At 63.2% G+C, this 17,382-nt stretch carries 16 protein-coding genes; 6 read left to right on the plus strand and 10 right to left on the minus strand.

All coding sequences use genetic code 11. The features are described from left to right. Nucleotides 1-25 precede the first annotated feature (25 nt). Nucleotides 26-1,225: a 5-(carboxyamino)imidazole ribonucleotide synthase gene (locus GJR98_RS13300; protein ID WP_151139130.1), complete on the minus strand. Its 1,200-nt coding sequence runs from the start codon at nt 1,223-1,225 to the stop codon at nt 26-28. Between the two features lie 138 nt (nt 1,226-1,363). Beyond that, a complete protein-coding gene (locus tag GJR98_RS13305) occupies nt 1,364-3,112 on the minus strand; it encodes a flippase activity-associated protein Agl23 (RefSeq protein WP_151139131.1) in 1,749 nt (582 codons plus the stop codon). A 110-nt stretch (nt 3,113-3,222) separates the two neighbouring features. Here GJR98_RS13305 and ribH point away from each other — a divergent pair, with 110 nt between their 5' ends. After that, on the plus strand, nt 3,223-3,627 hold the full coding sequence (ribH, locus tag GJR98_RS13310) for a 6,7-dimethyl-8-ribityllumazine synthase (RefSeq protein ID WP_151139132.1): 405 nt from the start codon (nt 3,223-3,225) through the stop codon (nt 3,625-3,627). Then, nucleotides 3,624-4,778: a pyridoxal phosphate-dependent aminotransferase gene (locus GJR98_RS13315; protein WP_151139133.1), complete on the plus strand. Its 1,155-nt coding sequence runs from the start codon at nt 3,624-3,626 to the stop codon at nt 4,776-4,778. Before ribH ends, GJR98_RS13315 begins: the two co-directional genes overlap by 4 nt. A gap of 63 nt (nt 4,779-4,841) precedes the next feature. Here the strand turns inward: GJR98_RS13315 and GJR98_RS13320 are convergent, their stop codons facing one another. The 3 genes from GJR98_RS13320 to GJR98_RS13330 are packed head-to-tail and all read right to left on the minus strand — an operon-like array spanning nt 4,842 to nt 8,095. Next, nucleotides 4,842-5,987, minus strand: coding sequence for an ABC transporter permease (locus GJR98_RS13320; RefSeq protein ID WP_151139134.1), 1,146 nt, complete (start codon nt 5,985-5,987; stop codon nt 4,842-4,844). Next, nucleotides 5,984-6,649: an ABC transporter ATP-binding protein gene (locus GJR98_RS13325; protein ID WP_151139135.1), complete on the minus strand. Its 666-nt coding sequence runs from the start codon at nt 6,647-6,649 to the stop codon at nt 5,984-5,986. The genes GJR98_RS13320 and GJR98_RS13325 overlap by 4 nt, the downstream gene beginning before the upstream one ends. 6 nt (nt 6,650-6,655) lie before the next feature. Then, complete coding sequence (locus tag GJR98_RS13330) at nt 6,656-8,095, minus strand: CARDB domain-containing protein (RefSeq protein ID WP_151139136.1); 1,440 nt, start codon at nt 8,093-8,095, stop codon at nt 6,656-6,658. Between the two features lie 159 nt (nt 8,096-8,254). Between GJR98_RS13330 and GJR98_RS13335 the strand changes: the two genes are divergently transcribed. The 3 genes from GJR98_RS13335 (at nt 8,255) to rbcL (ending at nt 12,523) form a co-directional block, all read left to right on the plus strand. Next, nucleotides 8,255-10,174, plus strand: coding sequence for a DEAD/DEAH box helicase (locus tag GJR98_RS13335; protein WP_151139137.1), 1,920 nt, complete (start codon nt 8,255-8,257; stop codon nt 10,172-10,174). A 72-nt stretch (nt 10,175-10,246) separates the two neighbouring features. Beyond that, nucleotides 10,247-11,164, plus strand: coding sequence for a sodium:calcium antiporter (locus tag GJR98_RS13340; RefSeq protein WP_151139138.1), 918 nt, complete (start codon nt 10,247-10,249; stop codon nt 11,162-11,164). 114 nt (nt 11,165-11,278) lie between these two features. Continuing rightward, nucleotides 11,279-12,523, plus strand: coding sequence for a type III ribulose-bisphosphate carboxylase (gene rbcL, locus GJR98_RS13345; protein ID WP_151139139.1), 1,245 nt, complete (start codon nt 11,279-11,281; stop codon nt 12,521-12,523). 24 nt (nt 12,524-12,547) lie between these two features. On the opposite strand, the gene GJR98_RS13350 is transcribed toward rbcL, so the two are convergent. Together GJR98_RS13350 and GJR98_RS13355 are read right to left on the minus strand one after the other, a co-directional pair. Further along, nucleotides 12,548-13,501 (minus strand): ribose 1,5-bisphosphate isomerase, encoded by a 954-nt coding sequence (locus tag GJR98_RS13350; protein WP_151139140.1) that lies wholly within the window; start codon nt 13,499-13,501, stop codon nt 12,548-12,550. Between the two features lie 75 nt (nt 13,502-13,576). Continuing rightward, the gene (locus GJR98_RS13355; protein ID WP_151139141.1) at nt 13,577-15,055 is read right to left on the minus strand and encodes an AMP phosphorylase; all 1,479 of its coding nucleotides are present in this window, start codon (nt 15,053-15,055) and stop codon (nt 13,577-13,579) included. A gap of 130 nt (nt 15,056-15,185) precedes the next feature. On the opposite strand from GJR98_RS13355, the gene GJR98_RS13360 reads away from it, so the two are divergent. Beyond that, a complete protein-coding gene (locus GJR98_RS13360; RefSeq protein WP_394349870.1) occupies nt 15,186-15,731 on the plus strand; it encodes a DoxX family protein in 546 nt (181 codons plus the stop codon). Between the two features lie 215 nt (nt 15,732-15,946). Here GJR98_RS13360 and trxA read toward each other — a convergent pair whose 3' ends face one another. The 3 genes from trxA to GJR98_RS13375 form a co-directional block, all read right to left on the minus strand. Further along, entirely contained in the window at nt 15,947-16,372 is a 426-nt protein-coding gene (gene trxA / locus GJR98_RS13365; protein WP_151139143.1) for a thioredoxin, read from the minus strand. A 153-nt stretch (nt 16,373-16,525) separates the two neighbouring features. Next, nucleotides 16,526-16,819 (minus strand): DUF7521 family protein, encoded by a 294-nt coding sequence (locus tag GJR98_RS13370; protein ID WP_151139144.1) that lies wholly within the window; start codon nt 16,817-16,819, stop codon nt 16,526-16,528. A 1-nt stretch (nt 16,820) separates the two neighbouring features. After that, on the minus strand, nt 16,821-17,195 hold the full coding sequence (locus GJR98_RS13375; protein WP_151139145.1) for a winged helix-turn-helix domain-containing protein: 375 nt from the start codon (nt 17,193-17,195) through the stop codon (nt 16,821-16,823). Nucleotides 17,196-17,382: the final 187 nt, after the last annotated feature.

Here is a 17,382-nt window from a genome sequence, read left to right on the forward strand (position 1 = left end):
GTCCGGGGACCGTTCGTCCGAGTGGTCAGTCGAAGGAGAGACCGTCTCGAAGGGCTCGCGCGCGTTCGAGAAGCTCTTCGACGGTCGCACCGTCGTCACCAGAACGTTCTGCGTTCTGGTTAGCTGCCGGACTGTGTCCGGCAACCTCGCCGACGGCCGTGAGATGTCCCATCTTGCGGAGTGGGCGCACCTCGTCTTTGCCGTACCAGTGGAGCGAGACGCCCGGCTCGGACAGTGGTGCTTCGACGCCCGACAGTCGAGCAGGTTGCGACTCCTCGACGGTTCCGAGGATGTTCGCGCTCACCGTCGGAGCGCGCCGAGTGGTCGCACCGAGTGGCCATCCGAGGACAGCGCGGACGTGCTGTTCGAACTGCGAACAGAGCGCCCCTTCGATGGTCCAGTGGCCCGAGTTGTGTGGGCGTGGTGCGACTTCGTTCACGAGCACCTCGCCGTCGCTCGTCTCGAAGAGTTCGATGCCGAAGACGCCGCGACCGGGCAGGTGCGAGAGAACCTCGCGGGCCACGCGGTTAGCCTCCTCGCGGACCTCGTCTGTCGTCCGGGCCGGGACGATGGTCTCGCGTAGAATCTCGTCCTCGTGGACGTTCTCGCCGACGGGGAAGGTACGAATCTCACCCTCGCCGCGGACGCCGATGACGGAGAGTTCGCGTTCGAAGTCGACGAACGCTTCGGCCATCGCCGGGCCGCCGACCGCTTCGATTGCCGCTTCGGCCTCGGCGGGGTCGGTCACGGGGACGTTCCCGCGGCCGTCGTAGCCACCGGTTCGGGCCTTGAGCATGACTGAACCGAACTCGTCGAGGGCGGCACGCAGGTCGTCTGCGTCGTCCACGCGGTGGAACGGTGGAATCGGGATGTCCGCGTCACCGAAGGTCCGCTTCTGGACGAGTTTATCTTCGATGGTGCGGAGCGCGTCGGGCGACGGGTGGACCGCGATTCCCTCCTTGTCGGCGAGTTCGTCGAGGAGGTCCGGGTCTGCGAGTTCGATTTCGAACGTCAGCGCGTCGGCCCGAGCGGCGAGTTCCGCCATCGCGTCGGGGTCGTCGAAGTCCCCGACTATCTGGTCGGCAACCGCTGCAGCGGGACAGTCGGGAGTCGGGTCGAGAACGACGATGTCGACGCCGAGCGGCGAGGCGGCCTCGGCGAGCATACGCCCGAGTTGGCCCCCGCCGACGACGCCGAGCGTGGGTCCGGGTACGGTGACGGTCACAGTCGCCGGTTCAGTATGTCGGTGCATAAATGTTGCCACCTCGGGCGGTGAAATATGCACATCCGTGAGTAAAACAGTGGTCGTCCGCGTGCCCTCTCCTGCAACCGAACTGACCGCTTCGGCGACGGAGTTCCGCGTTCAGACAGCCGTCTGGTTCGCTCTGTCGAGCGCGTCTTCGTCGATGAAGACGACGATGTCCTCGTTCCAGAGTTTGAACGCGTGCTGTCGGACGACGTAGCCGTCGAGTTCAGACTCGAGTTCGTCACGGTCCCACTCGTAGGCGACGACGACCGGCGGGGCGTCCGCCGTCACGTTTTCGACGCCGGCGTTGGGTGGGCTACTCGTTCGGACCACGTCTGCGCCTTCGAAGTACCACGGGAGCGGGAGGCGACTGTGCCACGACGGCCCGCCGAGCGGATTCGACTCGTTTGTCACGTAGAAGTGCGTCTCGTCGCTGTTCGGTGGGTGGGTCCCGTAGAGCAGCACGTCGGTGCCGTCGTTGGTCGCGGCGACTCGCTCGACGTCGCCGAGCGTGCCTTTGAGGTCGTTTTCGGGTTGTGCCCACTGGAGGACGACTTTATCTTCGTCGGTCGATGCGTTCCAGTAGTCGACGTTGGCGGCGACGACGCCGCCGACAGACGCGAAGAGGATGAGTGCAGCGAGGCCGACCCCGACCGTATCACGGGTTTCGAACGCCTGATACCCGGCGCGGAAGACGAACGCAGCACCGACTGCGGCGGGAATCGCAAGCGGGACGACTGCGTGGACGACGACCCACGGCGCTTGGATGTCCGTCGCCAGCGGGTAGCCGAAGATGCTCACCACGCCCCAGTACGTCGCGAAGGCGACGAGCCATCGCATTCGCCCAGCGACGACCCCGTAGCGGTCGACGACGATGCCGACGAGTGCGAAGACGATGAGCACCGGCGCGCCGTAGACGAAGGTTTCGAGGAAGTCCTTGAGATAAGGCAGATACTCGTGTGATTGGTGGCCCCCGCCAATCCAACTGTCCACCATCTCGGTGACAGCGCCAACCGTGCCGGCTTGGACGACACCGGGGAACGCCGACGGGTTCCCAAAGGCGTTCCAGAGGTCTGGACGTGGCGCGTAGAAGAACAGGAAAACGGCGAGGAACGCGACGAGTCCGGCGAGGACGCCGACGCCGTAGCGGACTGCACCAGAACCGAGGCTTCCGGCACCGCGCGTGCGGAGTCGGTCGGCGATGCTCTCGGGTACCTCCGCGAAGAGAATCGCACGCGACGAGTCTCCAGTCGACGTGCGCGCGAGGAGTCGGTGGTCGAAGACGAGGAACGCAGCGCCGAGGAAACAGAGCAGGTAGACGACGTAGTTCTCCTTCGCGGCCGCACCGGTTGCGAACGACGCACCGGCGGGAATCAGGTACGCGAGCCGGCCAGTGTCGTACGCGCGGACCACGAATCCGAGCGCGATGAACGAGAACGCCGCGACGAGCACGTCGTTGCGCATGAACCGCGAGTAGTAGACGAGAAGCGGGTTCACTGCGAGGAAGAGGGCGAGTGCTACCGTCTCGTCGCGCCGGAGGTGTTCGCGGAAGAGCCACGCCGAAAGCGGGAGGAGTGCGCCGACGACGGCGACGGGGAGGCGAGCGGTGAAGTCCGACGCGGGGAGAATCGCGAAGAGGTAGTCGTTGACGATTGGTAAGAACGGTCCGTGGATGATGGGCCGATAGCTGAACTCGCCCGTCTCGTGGTAGCGAAGAATCCAGTACCCGACGCGGCCTTCGTCCCAGTGGAAGATGCGTCCACCGAGGTCCACGAGGCGGACGACGAGGGCGACGACGGCGACGCCGATAATCGCGAGGAGGGCACGAGACCGAGAGAGTAGTTCGGTCTCACTGTCTGCGCTCATACGAACTCATCCTTACGCCGACAATACAACTGTTATGTTTACGAGTCGCGCGCACGGCCAAATTCGGTGGGTGTCGGTAGTTCTTTTATCTGCCACGGGAAGGGTCGGCTATGGTCTCTCTCGGACTCGTAGTGGCCCGATTCAACTCGTCGGTCACCGAACAGATGGAGGATGCGGCACACGACGCCGCCGCCGAGCGCGACGCGGAGATCGCCGAGACGATTCAGGTCCCCGGCGCGTACGACTCGCCCCTCGCGGCCGACCGCCTCGCCCGCCGCGACGACATCGACGCCGTCGCCGTCATCGGTGCAATCGTCACCGGCGACACCGACCACGACCGAGTCATCGCCGACGCGACGGCACAGTCGCTGACCGACGTGTCGCTCGACCGTGACAAACCCGTCACGTTCGGCGTCTCCGGTCCCGGAATGAGCGGTGCCGAAGCGCGAGAGCGTATCAGCAAAGGTGCGGAAGCGGTTTACGCTGCGACCGATATGGTGGAGGCGTTGGCATGAACTTCGACTTCAGCGAGCGCGTGGGACGCGTGGAACCGAGCGCCACCCTCGCCATCTCGAACCTCGCGAGCGAACTGGAAGCACAGGGCGAAGACGTGGTCGACCTCTCGGTCGGCGCACCGGACTTCCCCACGCCGGAAAACATCGTCCAGGCTGCCAAGGACGCGATGGACGCCGGTCACACCGGCTACACCTCGTCGAACGGCATCCCGGAACTCAAGGAAGCCATCGCGGCGAAACTCCGCGGCAACGGCGTCGACGCCGAGGCCGACGAAATCATCGTCACGCCCGGCGGCAAGCAGGCGCTCTACGAGACGTTCCAGACGCTCATCGACGACGGCGACGAAGTCGTCTTGCTCGACCCCGCGTGGGTGTCCTACGAAGCGATGGTCAAACTCGCAAACGGGTCGCTGAAGCGCGTCGACCTCGCACAGCACGACTTCCGTCTCGAACCCGCCCTCGACGAACTCGCAGCCACCGTCTCCGACGACACCGAACTCCTCGTCGTCAACACGCCGTCGAACCCGACGGGTGGCGTCTTCTCCGACGCGGCACTCGAAGGCGTCCGTGACCTCGCCGTCGAACACGACTTCGCGGTCATCTCCGACGAAATCTACGAGCGCATCACGTACGACGGCTTCGAGCACACCTCGCTCGGCTCGCTCGACGGCATGGAAGACCGTACCATCACCATCAACGGCTTCTCGAAGGCATTCTCGATGACCGGCTGGCGGCTTGGCTACCTCCACGCCCCCTCGGACTTCATCGGACAGGCTGGCAAGCTTCACTCGCACTCAGTCTCGTGTGCCGTCAACTTCGTCCAGCACGCCGGCGTCGAGGCGCTCTCTGAGCGCACCGACGACACCGTCGAAGAGATGCGCGAAGCGTTCGAAGGTCGCCGCGACATGCTCGTCGACCTCCTCGCCGAACACGACGTGGACGTCGCCGTCCCGAAGGGTGCGTTCTACATGATGCTCCCCGTCGACGACGACGACCAGGCGTGGTGTGAAGGTGCAATTCAGGACGCGAAGGTCGCAACCGTCCCCGGAAGCGCCTTCAACGCGCCGGGCTACGCCCGCATCTCCTACGCTGCAAGTGAAGAGCGACTCCGCGAGGCCGTCGAGCGTCTCGCCGAACACGACTACATCTAAGCCTTCGACTCTCGTTTTCTTTCAGCGACCCGCGAGCCAAAAGCGGACGCGCCGGATTCGTTCTTATTTTCGTAACGCCTCGACCGGACGCTCGTTTGCTGCTTTCCACGCCGGGTAGAGCCCCGAGAGGATGCTCGTTCCGATACCGAATCCGACGGCGAGCGCGATGTAGAGGAAGTTTATCAGTTGGAACGTCGCCAGCGGGTCGTTCAGGACGAACGAGTTGAGCGCGATGCCGGCGACGACTGCGAGGACCGCGCCGATAAGCCCACCCGTGACACCGAGCAATCCTGCCTCGGCGAGAATCATCCTGACGACGTCACCACGCTGGACGCCGACAGCACGAAGCACGCCAATCTCCTGCCGCCGTTCGATGGTGCTCATGAGCATGACGTTCAGAATGCTCACGCCGGCGACGACGAGCGAGATGGAGCCAATGCCGATGAGAAACGCGTTGAGGATGCCGAAGAACTGGTTGATTCCTTCGGTGATGGCCTGCAGTTCGAACACGTTCACTCGCTCTTCTCGTTCGTTCAGTGACTCGCGAATTGCGACGGCCGACTCGTTCGCCGCCTGCCCGGACTCCGAACTCACGATGACCTGCGAGTAGCCAGTTCCGTTGACGTCTTCGACTGGGACGATGACCGCACTGTTCGGGTTGACGAGCGAGATACCCTGTTCTTCGGCGAGGACTGCAGAGACGCGGTAGGTCTGTCCTTCGATAGAGATGGTGTTGCCAGGTTCGACTTCGAGAATCTCGGCCGTGCCCGACCCGACGAGCGCACCCTGTCGGAGGCGGTCGGGGATGCGGCCTTCCTCCGCTTCGTACAGCGCAGCGGGATTTTCCATCCCGTATATCGTCACGACTGTCTGTTGTTGCCCCCGAGACACCACCCCCGTCTCAGAGCGAATCGGGACGACGTCACCGTCGCTGACCGCCCGCCGTATCTCGTCGACGTCGCGTTCGCTCAACTCCTCGATGCCCTCCTGAAAGTTCGGTGTGATGGTTATCTCGTTCCCAATCTCGCCGAGTTGCTGACTGGCGCCGGTGCGAAGCGTCGTCCCGAACATCCCGAGCGACGCGATTGCGAGGACTCCGATGATGATGCCGAGGACGGCGAGCCCCGACCGAATTCGGTTTCGTGAGAGGTTTCGACGTGCCATCAACAGCGCGGGGACACGCCGGAAGATGTCGTCGAACATACTCACTGAATCCTCCCGTCGACGAGTTGCACCGTCCGGTCTGCGTACTCACCGAGTTGCGGGTCGTGGGTGACTGCGATGACGGCGACGTCGTCTTCGCGACGAATCTCGTCGAAGAGGTCGAGGACGCTCCGCCCGGTCTTTCGGTCGAGGTTCCCCGTCGGTTCGTCGGCGAGGAGGATTCGCGGTTCGTTGACGAGTGCGCGGGCTACGGCGACACGCTGTTTCTGCCCGCCGGACAGTTGGTCAGGCCGGTAGTGGAGACGGTCTCCGAGTCCCACGCGTTCGAGAAGGTCGGTTGCTCGCTCCCGCGCCGTCGGGTCCTCGCCGAAGAGGGTCGGCACTTCGACGTTCTCCAGCGCCGAGAGGGTCGGAATCAGGTGGAAGCTCTGGAAGATGAACCCGATGAACTGCTTGCGCTGGGTGGTCATCTCCTGGTCCGTGAGGTCGGTCACGTCCTTTCCATCGAGGAGGACGGTCCCCTCAGTGGGCGTGTCCAGTAACCCGAGGACGTTGAGCATCGTGGACTTCCCACTCCCAGACGGCCCCATGACGGAGACGAACTCGCCGGGGTCTGCGTAGAAGTCGACGTCTTTCAACGCCTCGACGACCTCGCCACCCGTGTCGTATCGTTTCCAGACGTGTTGGAGTTCGATGATGTGTGTCATCTCGAATCAGCGCCGCCGATACGCGTAGATGCCGACGCCGACCACGACGAGGAGTGCGACGACTCCACCGGCGATGAGCAGCGTGGAGTCGAGACCGAACCCGCCGTTCTGTTCAGTCGGGTCCGAGACGCCGGTGACGTCGACCTCGGTCTGGACCGTTTGCTCGCGGCCGTCAGCGAGGTACGAGACTTCTACGGGGACGGTGGTCACCCCCTCGTCGACAGTGGCGTAGAGGTCGAACGACGCGAAGTCGCTCGCGGGGACGCTCCCGACGAAGTACTCCTTGTACGGTCGCGCTGGAACCACGCCATCGCTCGGGACGACACGGACGACGACGCTCTGTGCGTCGCTGAGGCCGACGTTGCTCGCACTCCCCGAGATGTGGACGTTTCCGTCTTCGAGTTCGACGTCGATGCCGGTGAGTTCTATCTCGCCGGGGGACGCGACGTAGTCGATAGTGGTCGAAACGGTTCCGTCCCGTCCGCCAGTCTCGTACGCGGCGACGACGTCGAGGGTCGCACGGTCGACCGACGTGAGGTTCAGTTGAATCGTCTGTTCGGACTCTGCAGCGACCGAGTCGACCGGTTTTCTGAGGACGACGGAGTCACCGTCACGAACCGTGAGAACGAGGTCTTCGAGTGGTGCGTTTCCGAGGTTCGTCACGTCGACTACGATTGGTGGACGGGCACCATCGCCGAGTGAGGCGTCGAGACGAACCTCTTCACGGAGTTCGTCTGCGGCGAGTAGTGCGGATGCCGTCGTCGTCCTCGCGTTCCCGTCGCTCGTCGTATACTGCACACTCGCGACCAGTTCGGACGTCTCTGTCGACGGGGTCACGCTGAACTGGAATGTTCTGGTTTCGCCCGACTCCAGTCTCGGAACGACACGCGTGTCGTTGGTAATCGTCGCGCTGTCTGCCGAGAGCGAGAGTTTGACGTTTCGAGCGACGTCGTCTTCACCGTTCGAGACGGTCACGTTGACCGGTGTCTCGGTGCCGATGACGGCGTCACCGACTTCGACGGAGACCTGCGGGCCGCCCTCGCGGACGCGAACGACGACAGGGTACTGAAGTCGCTGGGTCTGGCCGTCACTTCGACCGACGACGTTCACGCGGAGGTCGTAGGTTCCTTCGTCTCGGAGGCGGACGGAAAGTGGGATACGGAGGTCACTTCCGGGGGGGATGGTCCCGAGCTCTTCGACGCGGGCGAGGTCGGTCGTTCCGCCGGCAGTCCGGACGTACACGTCGGTTATCTCGAGATTCGTGGGGCTGTTCTGTGCGTTCTGAACGACGGTCGTCATCGTGAATCGCTCACCGGGTGTCGGCTGGGCGGGGGAGACGACGACGTCGTCGATGTAGGCGGTCGCCTCTTGGCCGAGTGCCGGAGATGGGAGTCCGGCCAACACGACGATGAGGAGGAGTGCGACCGGGAGGGCGCGTCGGCTCATGTTACTCAACTCACCTATCGCACAGGCGACGGAAATATCTGCCGAGCAATACAGTCACACGAGAGCGACTTCACTGGTTTAAGACTCGAACTACCACCGAACAGATGTGTTCTCGTTCGGCGAAGATATTTAAGTGAGTCCGGGACCAGTGTGTGACAGATGCGCGTGCGTGACCTCCCGCTGTCGGCGACCCTGGTCTCCCACTACGAGTCGAACGGTATCGAGGAGTTGTATCCGCCGCAGGTCGCCGCGGTGGAGGCCGGCATCGCCGACGGTGGACGCGTCGTCGCCGCGATTCCGACTGCCAGTGGCAAGACGTTCATCGCCGAGTTGGCGATGCTCACTGCCGACGGACCGGGACTCTACATCGTCCCGCTTCGCGCGCTCGCCCGCGAGAAGTACGAGACGTTTTCGCAACTTCCCGGCGTCAGCGTCGGTATCTCGACCGGCGACTTCGACGCCGCCGAAGAGGACCTCGGCGACTACGACATCGTCGTCGCGACCAGCGAGAAGGTCGACTCCGCGATACGAAACGGGGCGTCGTGGGTCGAACAACTCGCGTGTGTCGTCGTCGACGAGGTCCACCTGCTGGGCGCACCGGGTCGGGGGCCGACGCTCGAAATTACATTGGCGACGCTCCAGCGACGCGTTCCGGACCTGCAGCTCGTCGCGCTCTCGGCGACAGTCGACAACCCGGAGACCATCGCCCACTGGTTGAACGCCGAACTGGTCGAGAGCACGTGGCGACCTGTCTCGCTTCGAACCGGCGTGTACGCCGACGGCACTGTCGAGTTCGACGACGAGTCGACACTCACGGTCGACGTGCCACCGATTGGGCCGAACGAAGACGGCGCGACTGAAGCGACCGTCTCACTCGTCGCCGACGCCATCGAGAACGGTGGACAGTGCCTCGCATTCGTCCGTTCTCGCCGCGAAGCCGAGTCACTCGCCGACCGACTGGCCGACGAAGACCTCTCTCCCGCCCCTGACCTCGGTGACGAACTCGCCGAACTGGGTGGAACGACGACAGGGCAGCGACTGGCCGAGTGCGCACGAACTGGCGTCGGATTCCACCACGCAGGGTTACGAAGCACACATCGGGTGGCCGTCGAGAACGCGTTCCGCGACCGACGACTCGCCGTCATCTGCGCGACGCCAACGCTCGCGGCAGGGGTGAACGTCCCGGCGCGACGAGTCGTCATCCGTGACCAGAAACGCTACACTGGCGACTCGATGGCGTGGATTCCCGTCCTCGACGTTCACCAGATGTGTGGGAGAGCGGGCCGCCCACATCTCGACCCCTACGGCGAGGCAGTGCTCGTCGGTGACGAGTCGGTCACAGACGAACTCGTCGAGCGATACGTGACGGCAGACGCCGAAGCAGTCGACTCACAGTTCGCCGACAAAGAAGCGCTTCGAACGCACGTCCTCTCGGTCGTCGCGTCTGGCTTCGCCAACTCACTCGATGGCATCGCCGACGTGTTCTCCGCGACGTACTACGCACACCAGCATCCGAACGTCGACCTCACAGAACTCGTCAGCGACGTGGTCTCCGACCTCGAAGCGATGGAGATGCTCACCGTCGATGGCGAGTCGCTGTCGGCGACGACACTCGGCGCACAGACCTCCAGACAGTACGTCTCGCCGGCCACCGGAGCGCGAATCGTCTCGGGCGTCCGAACCATCTCCACGATGGCCGACGAGAACGTGACCGCACGGACCGCCCTCGAAGTCGTCTGCGATACGCCAGACATGCTCGACACGTACCTCGGAAACCGTGAGCGGGCCATGATATACCAGTACGCCCGGACGCACGCCGCCGAGTTCACCACCGCGATGCACGACGCAGACCCCTTCGAAGACTGGTTGACCGCGGTCAAGACCGCCCGAATCCTCCACGAATGGTCCGAGGGAGCGGACATCGAGGACCTCGTCGACCGCTACCGAATCGGACCGGGTGACCTCGAATCGCGCGTCGAACGCGCCGAGTGGCTCTTGGGGGCCGCGGACGCCCTCTGTGCCGCCCTCGACACCGACGTTCCAGAGTTCCGTGAGGTTCGGGCACTGCTGACTCCCTGAACGGTCGGCCCAACTCCCACCCGGTTCGACCCGACAGTTTACGTCGTCTCACTGAGACGTTCGTGCAACGAGATGATAGTCGAGGCCACACTGTTCATCACTGGTCTCGCCGCTCTCGTCTTCGGAGCCAACCGAGCAGTGACCGCCGCGGCCGAAGTCGCACGGTTCTACGGCGTCTCGCAGTTCTTCATCGGCGTGACGCTCATCTCCATCGGCACGTCGATTCCGGAGATGACGACTTCCATCTACGCGGCGTACTACGGCGCTGGTGACATCGTCGTCGGGAACATCGTCGGGTCCGAAACCTCACAGATTACCCTCGCAATCGGCATCGTCGCACTCATCGCCCCTATCGTGGCGAAGCGACGCGAGGTGATGGTCTACGGCGGGGCGATGACGCTCGCGATGATTATCATGCTCTTGACGCTCGAAGACGGAATCATACAGCGTTCGGAGGGGTTTCTGATGATGCTCGCGTACGTGAACTTCATCTACATCCTCTACACGAACGAGGGAGGCGCCGAAATCGCCAAAGAGGTCGTCGAAGAACGACCACCAGAGCGAAGCGTCCCACGGGTCGCACTCGGCCTCCTCTTGGTCGTCATCGGTGGACAGGTGATGGTGACGAACGGCATCGCCCTCGCTCGACTGGTCGGCGTCTCCGAGTACGTCGTCGGGTTGTTCACCGGTCTCGGGACGACTGCCCCGGAGATCGTCGTCGCCGGCATCGCCGCCAAGGAGGGTCACGGCGGTATCTCGGTCGGGTCGATTCTCGGCAGTAACATCACCGACCCCGTCTTCTCGCTCGGCATCGGTGCGTTAGTGGCCGACGTCGTCGTCTCCGACCTCGCGTCGGTGACGCTGTCGGGAGTCTACATGCTCGTCGTCTCGTTGCTCGTGTTAGCGCTGCTCTACTGGCGTGAAGGAATCGATCGCCCGTCGGCGCTCGTCTGTATCGGTCTGTACCTCCCGACGTTCGTCGTGCTGTGACGTCGCATCCTGTCACCGAGTCGTAGCCACCTGCAAAGCCATACTGATACGTCCCCGCCCCTGAAAGTCCCATCGGGATGACGTTTTAAGCTTCGCGGGGCCGTAGACGAAGCTATGGGCATCACATACGAGGACTTCCTCGCTCTCGACTACGAACCGTCCGACGAGGAACTCGTCTGCACCTTCCGAATCGACCCCGCGACCGGAATGTCGCCCGAGGCGGCCGCGAGTCGTGTGGCCTCCGAGTCCTCCAACGGAACGTGGGCCGCGCTCCAGACCGGTGAAGACTTCACCGACATGGGCGCGACGGCGTTCTCCATCGACGGCGATATCATTAAAGTCGCGTACCCCGCCGGTCTGTTCGAACCCGGCAACATGCCACAGGTCCTCTCCTGCATCGCCGGCAACATCATGGGGATGAAAGCGGTCGACACGATTCGACTCGTGGACTGCGAGTGGCCCGAGTCCGTCGTCTCGTCGTACCCCGGCCCCCTCTACGGGTCGTCCGTCAGAGAAGAGATATTCGGCGTCAGCGACCGCCCCATCACGGCGACGGTCCCCAAGCCGAAAGTCGGGCTCTCGACGGCGGCCCACGCGCAAGTCGGCTACGACGCGTGGGTCGGCGGCGTCGACCTCCTGAAGGACGACGAGAACCTCACCGACCAGGCGTTCAACCCCTTCTCCGACCGCCTCACCGAGTCGCTGTCGCTCCGTGACGACGCACAGGACGAGACGGGCGAGACGAAGTCGTACCTCATCAACGTGACCGCCGACACCCAGACGATGCTGGACCGTGTGGACGAGGTGGCCGCACAGGGTGGCGAGTACGTCATGGTCGACATCATCACCGCTGGGTGGGCAGGCCTCCAGACCGTCCGTGAGCGGACCGAAAAACACGGTATCGCGATTCACGCCCACCGCGCCATGCACGCCGCATTCGACCGGCTGCCGAGTCACGGTGTCTCCATGCGCGTCCTCGCACAGGTGTCCCGCCTCTGCGGTGTCGACCAGCTCCACACCGGGACTGCAGGTCTCGGTAAACTCGCCAACGAGGACACTGTCGGTATCAACGAGTGGATGCGCAGCGACCTCTACGGGATGAACGACGTGCTTCCGGTCGCATCTGGCGGCCTCCACCCCGGTCTGCTTCCAGACCTCCTCGACGCGACGGGAACGAACGTCTGTGTCCAACTCGGTGGCGGTATCCACGGCCACCCTGACGGCACCCGCGCCGGTGCAGTCGCGCTTCGAGCGGCCATCGACGCCTACGTCGACGGGCGACCGATTTCAGAAGCTGCAGAAGAGACGCCCGAACTCGCCGTCGCCCTCGACAAGTGGGGCACCGAGACGCCGCGATAAGTTAGATAGAATTCAGCTCAGTTCTCAGGGTTCGACCCACGGTTCGGTCGTCCCTTCGCCGAACAGTTCACGCATCAAGATGACGATGCTCTCGGGCGGGAACTGCCCCCGTTCCGTGACGATTGCGTCGACGTAGCGAGGCGGCGTCACGTCGAACGCCGGATTCTTCACCGTCGGATTGCCGAGTTCTGCGAGCGTCTCGTCGTCGATTATCTCCTCAGTGTCGCGCATCTCGATATCGACGGTGTGGCCCGTCATCGTCCCCGGGTGGAGTTTGAGCGTCTGCGCAGCGACCATGATTGGCGTGCCTCTGTCGCGGGCGTTGACCGCGAGACCACTCGTGCCAATCTTGTTGATGACGCTCCCGTCGGCCGCGACGGCGTCCGCACCGACCAACACGTGGTCGACGTCGTTGAGGTACCGTCGGGCCGCCGAATCGACGATGAGCGTGACGGGGACGCCCATCTCGTGAAGTTCTCGCGCAGTGATGTGGCCCTGATTCCGCGGGCGCGTCTCTTTGACGATGGCCTCGATGTGTTTTCCCTGTTCGACCGCCGCTTCGACACACGCGAGCGCGTCCGTCGAGTGGCAGTGTGTCATGATGACGTCGCCGTCGCGGAGGCGATTCGCACCGACCTGCCCGAGGTCTGACTGTGCGCGTTCGAGGCGAGCGCAGAACTCGTCCGCCGAATCGACGACGTTCTGCCGGAGTCCCTCGACGGTCGTACTCGACATCCCACGGAGCACGTACCGAAGTGCGTTGGGGAGGCTCACAGCGGTCGGTCGGGTCTCGTAGAGCGTCCGGGCCGCGGCCCGAAGTTCACCCCGAAACGTCTCCGGGTCAGTGGCATCGCTCTCTTGGGCCTGTGTCCGGAGGGCACGGGCGACTGCGTCCGCGATGGTCGCCGCCCCGCGGATCTCCATCGTGTCGATTTCGTCCGCGATGCGCCGCACCTCGGGGTGTACGCGCTCGTCCATACCCTCAATTAGGTTGTTCGAATGAAAAAAGGTCGCTGCAGTGGGGTGGTGTCGAAACGCGTCGGTCGGTCCGTCTCACATCCGGTCGACGATGGCCTCGTCTGGGTGACGGACACGAACCATCTCGACGCGACCCACGAGGTCGACGGCGTCGGCCAGTTTGTCCGGTGATTCCGCGTGAATCGTGTAGAGTGATTCACCGGTAGCCGCCACGTCGCCGACGCGGTGATGGAGTTCGATTCCTGCGGCGGGGTCTCTCGGTGCGCCTGCGCGTCTCGCAATCTCGTTCACGAGGCGGTTGTTGATGTGTGTGACCACGCCGTCTCGGTCGGCGCGGACAGTGTGGGTGTGACGCCCGGGAACGAGGTCCGCAGCCTCGACGTCCGGGTCGCCGTTCTGTGCCACGATAATCTCTCGGAACGTCTCGCGGGCGGCCCCAGAGTCGAGTATCTCGGCGGCGTCGGCGTCGACACCGGCAGACTCGAAGAGGAGGTCTGCGAGACGAATCGCCTTCACTCGAAGGTCGTTCGGTCCCCCACCAGCGAGCGTCGCGAGGACCTCACGGGCCTCCAAAATCGGGCCAACGCCCCTGCCGACCGGTGCGCCCCCGTTGGTGATTGCACACTCGAGAGACATCCCGAGGTGGGACCCGACTCTCCCGAAATCCTCGGCGAGTTCGCGTGCCTCTGGGAGGCTTTCTACTTTCGCTCCCTCGCCGTACGGGATGTCGACGACGACGTGTGTCGACCCGGCGCTCTTCTTCTTCGAGAGGACCGAGGCGATGAGTTGCCCGCGTGGGTCGATAGAAAGCGGCGTCTCGGCCCGGATGATTCGGTCGTCGACCGGCGATAAGTTCACTGCGCCACCCCAGACGAGACACCCGCCAGTCTCGCCGACGATGTCACGAATCTCTTCGACAGAGAACTCCACGTCGCAGAGGACTTCCATCGTGTCTGCAGTGCCTGCGGCGGAGGTGACCGCTCGTGAGGACGTCTTTGGAATCTTCAGTCCCGCGGCGGCGACGATGGGGACGAGAATCGGCGTGACACGGTTGCCGGCGACACCGCCGATAGAGTGCTTGTCGGCGATTATCGGCTCGTCCCACGTGATCGACTCACCGACGTCGGCCATACACTCCGTGAGGTGCAGCGTCTCTTCCATCGAGAGGCCGTTCGTGTACGTCGCAGAGACGTACGCACCGAGTTCGATGTCGGCCAGTCGCTCTTCGTAGATGTCGTGGACGATACGGGCGAGTTCGTGGCGCTCGAGTTCGATGTCGTTGAGTTTCTTGCGGATGTAGTAGACGGATTTCGGCTGTGGCGCGACCGACACGTCGATGCTGCCTTCGATGTGGCCGAGTCGGCGCGTCACGCCGAGTGTCCCCTCCGAGACGAGTTCGTCGGTCAGCTCCACGATGCCAATCGTCGTTCGATTGTCGTGGCGAAGTTGGACGCGTTCGAGCGCGTGGACGCCGAGTTCGGCCGCATCTGCTTCGTTGAGAATGACGGTCGGCGACCGAGTCCCGATATCGATGGGTTCGGCGACGAGTTGCATAGGAGAACTTCGACGGAGAGTGACATAAACCGACCTCGCCGACACGCAACTGATATATCATGATTCCACAGTTCCGGGAACTACGTCTCTGGTATATCGGATTTCCGAGCGTCTACTCGACTAGAGGTGCATGAGTATGGCTACGAACGATTTCGAGAGCACCGTCGCGGGGGTGACGGTTCACGCGGAAGCACACCCGCTCAGTGTGTGGTTCGTCTTCGCGCTCAGAGTCATTATGGGAATCACATTCGCCATCGCAGGCGTCGAGAACATCGCTACTGGCTTCGACGCGCGGGCGTATCTCTTGTACTCCGCTCTGTTACACGGGAGTCCCGCCGCCGACCTGTTCACTGCACTGGGGGGAAACGACCTGTTCGTCCAGTTCGTCAACGTCGCCGTCCCGTGGGGTGAGTTGTTCATCGGTCTCGGACTCGTCTTCGGCGTGTTGACCCGGCTGGCGGCGTTCTGGGGCGCGGCGATGATGTTCCTGTTCTACCTCGGGAACTGGAACGTCGAAAACGGCGCTGTCAACCTCACCTACATGGTTGTCCTCCTCACGATTGCTGCGTTCGGCGCAGGTCGTGTTCTTGGCCTCGACCCGTTCATCGAACGGTTCCGGGTCGGAGGCGTTCCGCTCGTCGAGCGCTATCCTGTACTCGAATACGTACTCGGATGAGAGCGGACACGACCGGGTGTGGTCGTGTGAGTGGTGGGAGAGGAGGCGGCGTGGTTCGCCGCCCGCATGGTGATGGAAAAATCGAGGAGGTGGCGACCTGCATGGGAGGTGGTCGCCAAACCGTTGCTGACGTGGCCGCTCGTCGACCGGGTGTGGTGATGGTGGGGTGCCTGTCGTCGGTCGGGCGTCGGCCTGTCAGGGGAGTGGTGGACTGCTTAGGCGAGGTGTGCGTCGATGAGGCCCTCGAGGTCGTCGTAGCCACGGACACCGACGATTTGCTCTGCGGGTTCGCCGTCCGCGAAGAGAATCATCGTCGGAACGCCGCGAACCTGATACTGGGCGGCGAGTTGCTGATTCTTGTCCACGTCGACTTTCACCATCGCCGCGTCGGTGTTCTCGGCGAGTTTCTCGACGGTTGGTTCGAGCATCTTGCACGGACCACACCAATCTGCATAGAAGTCGACGAGGACGACGTCGTACTTCGAGACGGTGTCGTTCAGCTCCGAAGCGCCGTTCACGTAGATTGGCTCTGCCGGCGTGGCTGCTACTTCTTCGGCAGTTCCACTTCCGTCGCCGCGAATCTTGGATTCGAGCTGGTCACGCTTTTTCTGGCGGATTTCGTTCAGTTCGTCGTCGGACATACCTACTCATATCGTCCGAGACCTAATAACGGTTTTGCACAATTTAGACAATATAAACTGTGGTACCACGCCACACTATTGGGTCGAGGAAAGTAGAGAACATCGAGAAACGCAGAGAACAGAAACGCTCGGCGTGTGGACGTGCGGCGACTGCTACTCGACGTAGAGTGAGTAGGTGATGACCGCGAATCCGACGAGCGTCAGTATCGCATCGATGAGAACGCCCGTCGCGAGGTCGACTTCGAGCAGGACGTCGAACGCGCCGGCGAGGAGTGCACCCGAGGTGACGATCCCAAAGCCGATTGCCAACGCTCGGAGTGCCTGTGACCGAGTTCGTCTGTACGCCTTGTAGCTGAAGTAGGTGATGAGGCCGCCGAGGACGAGAATGCCCGTCTTGACGACGATGATGAACGTCGTAATCGTCGGCGACGCGGTGAGGTGTCCCATGTTACGTTTCCCTCCGGACCTGCGTCCAGATATCTGCAATCCGTTCTTCGGGCGTCCGTTCGGGCCGACCGACGGACACGTCGAAATATCGTTCCTCGTCGAGCGCAATTCTCACTTCGTCGAATGCCACCTCGTAGGTGGTCGCGTGATGACCGTCGGCCCGAATCTGCGTCCCTTCCGCGAGGAGCGCTGCCTCGGTGAGTAAGTCCAACTTCCGGTACGTGGTCGAAAGCGGGATGTCACACGTCTCAGATATTTCACTTGCCGTCATAGGTTCTTCGAGTCCTCTGATGATGGCTCGTGCGTCCGCGTCGTCGAGCGCGTCAAGCACCGCCGTTAGTTCGGCTGACTCCATCGCGGACCGGTCGCGCGCCATTAACGTGACACTTCGCCGAGAGCCTTATTAACCCACCGGGTCATCGACGTCTCCTGTTCGGATTTTGGGGGCGCTGTCGTGTATTCCCTCCATTTTGTGGGTTCAACTGCCATCTTTTGAGGCACCAACTGTCAGCGGTGGACACGCACTCGCTCGCCAGTCAACCTTCTTACCTGTCCCTGCCGAT

Origin of the sequence: Haloferax marinisediminis, assembly GCF_009674585.1 — an archaeon.
GTDB classification, from domain to species: domain Archaea; phylum Halobacteriota; class Halobacteria; order Halobacteriales; family Haloferacaceae; genus Haloferax; species Haloferax marinisediminis.

Excerpts from the sequence above, each read along its gene's own strand:
- GJR98_RS13335 (WP_151139137.1), top strand. The coding sequence starts at position 8,255 with ATGCGCGTGCGTGACCTCCCGCTGTCGGCGACCCTGGTCTCCCACTAC.
- GJR98_RS13315 (WP_151139133.1), top strand. The coding sequence starts at position 3,624 with ATGAACTTCGACTTCAGCGAGCGCGTGGGACGCGTGGAACCGAGCGCC.
- GJR98_RS13355 (WP_151139141.1), bottom strand. The coding sequence starts at position 15,055 with ATGCAACTCGTCGCCGAACCCATCGATATCGGGACTCGGTCGCCGACC.
- GJR98_RS13350 (WP_151139140.1), bottom strand. The coding sequence starts at position 13,501 with ATGGACGAGCGCGTACACCCCGAGGTGCGGCGCATCGCGGACGAAATC.
- GJR98_RS13375 (WP_151139145.1), bottom strand. The coding sequence starts at position 17,195 with ATGGCGCGCGACCGGTCCGCGATGGAGTCAGCCGAACTAACGGCGGTG.
- GJR98_RS13360 (WP_394349870.1), top strand. The coding sequence starts at position 15,186 with ATGAGTATGGCTACGAACGATTTCGAGAGCACCGTCGCGGGGGTGACG.
- GJR98_RS13305 (WP_151139131.1), bottom strand. The coding sequence starts at position 3,112 with ATGAGCGCAGACAGTGAGACCGAACTACTCTCTCGGTCTCGTGCCCTC.
- GJR98_RS13325 (WP_151139135.1), bottom strand. The coding sequence starts at position 6,649 with ATGACACACATCATCGAACTCCAACACGTCTGGAAACGATACGACACG.
- rbcL (WP_151139139.1), top strand. The coding sequence starts at position 11,279 with ATGGGCATCACATACGAGGACTTCCTCGCTCTCGACTACGAACCGTCC.
- GJR98_RS13370 (WP_151139144.1), bottom strand. The coding sequence starts at position 16,819 with ATGGGACACCTCACCGCGTCGCCGACGATTACGACGTTCATCATCGTC.
- GJR98_RS13330 (WP_151139136.1), bottom strand. The coding sequence starts at position 8,095 with ATGAGCCGACGCGCCCTCCCGGTCGCACTCCTCCTCATCGTCGTGTTG.
- trxA (WP_151139143.1), bottom strand. The coding sequence starts at position 16,372 with ATGTCCGACGACGAACTGAACGAAATCCGCCAGAAAAAGCGTGACCAG.
- GJR98_RS13340 (WP_151139138.1), top strand. The coding sequence starts at position 10,247 with ATGATAGTCGAGGCCACACTGTTCATCACTGGTCTCGCCGCTCTCGTC.
- ribH (WP_151139132.1), top strand. The coding sequence starts at position 3,223 with ATGGTCTCTCTCGGACTCGTAGTGGCCCGATTCAACTCGTCGGTCACC.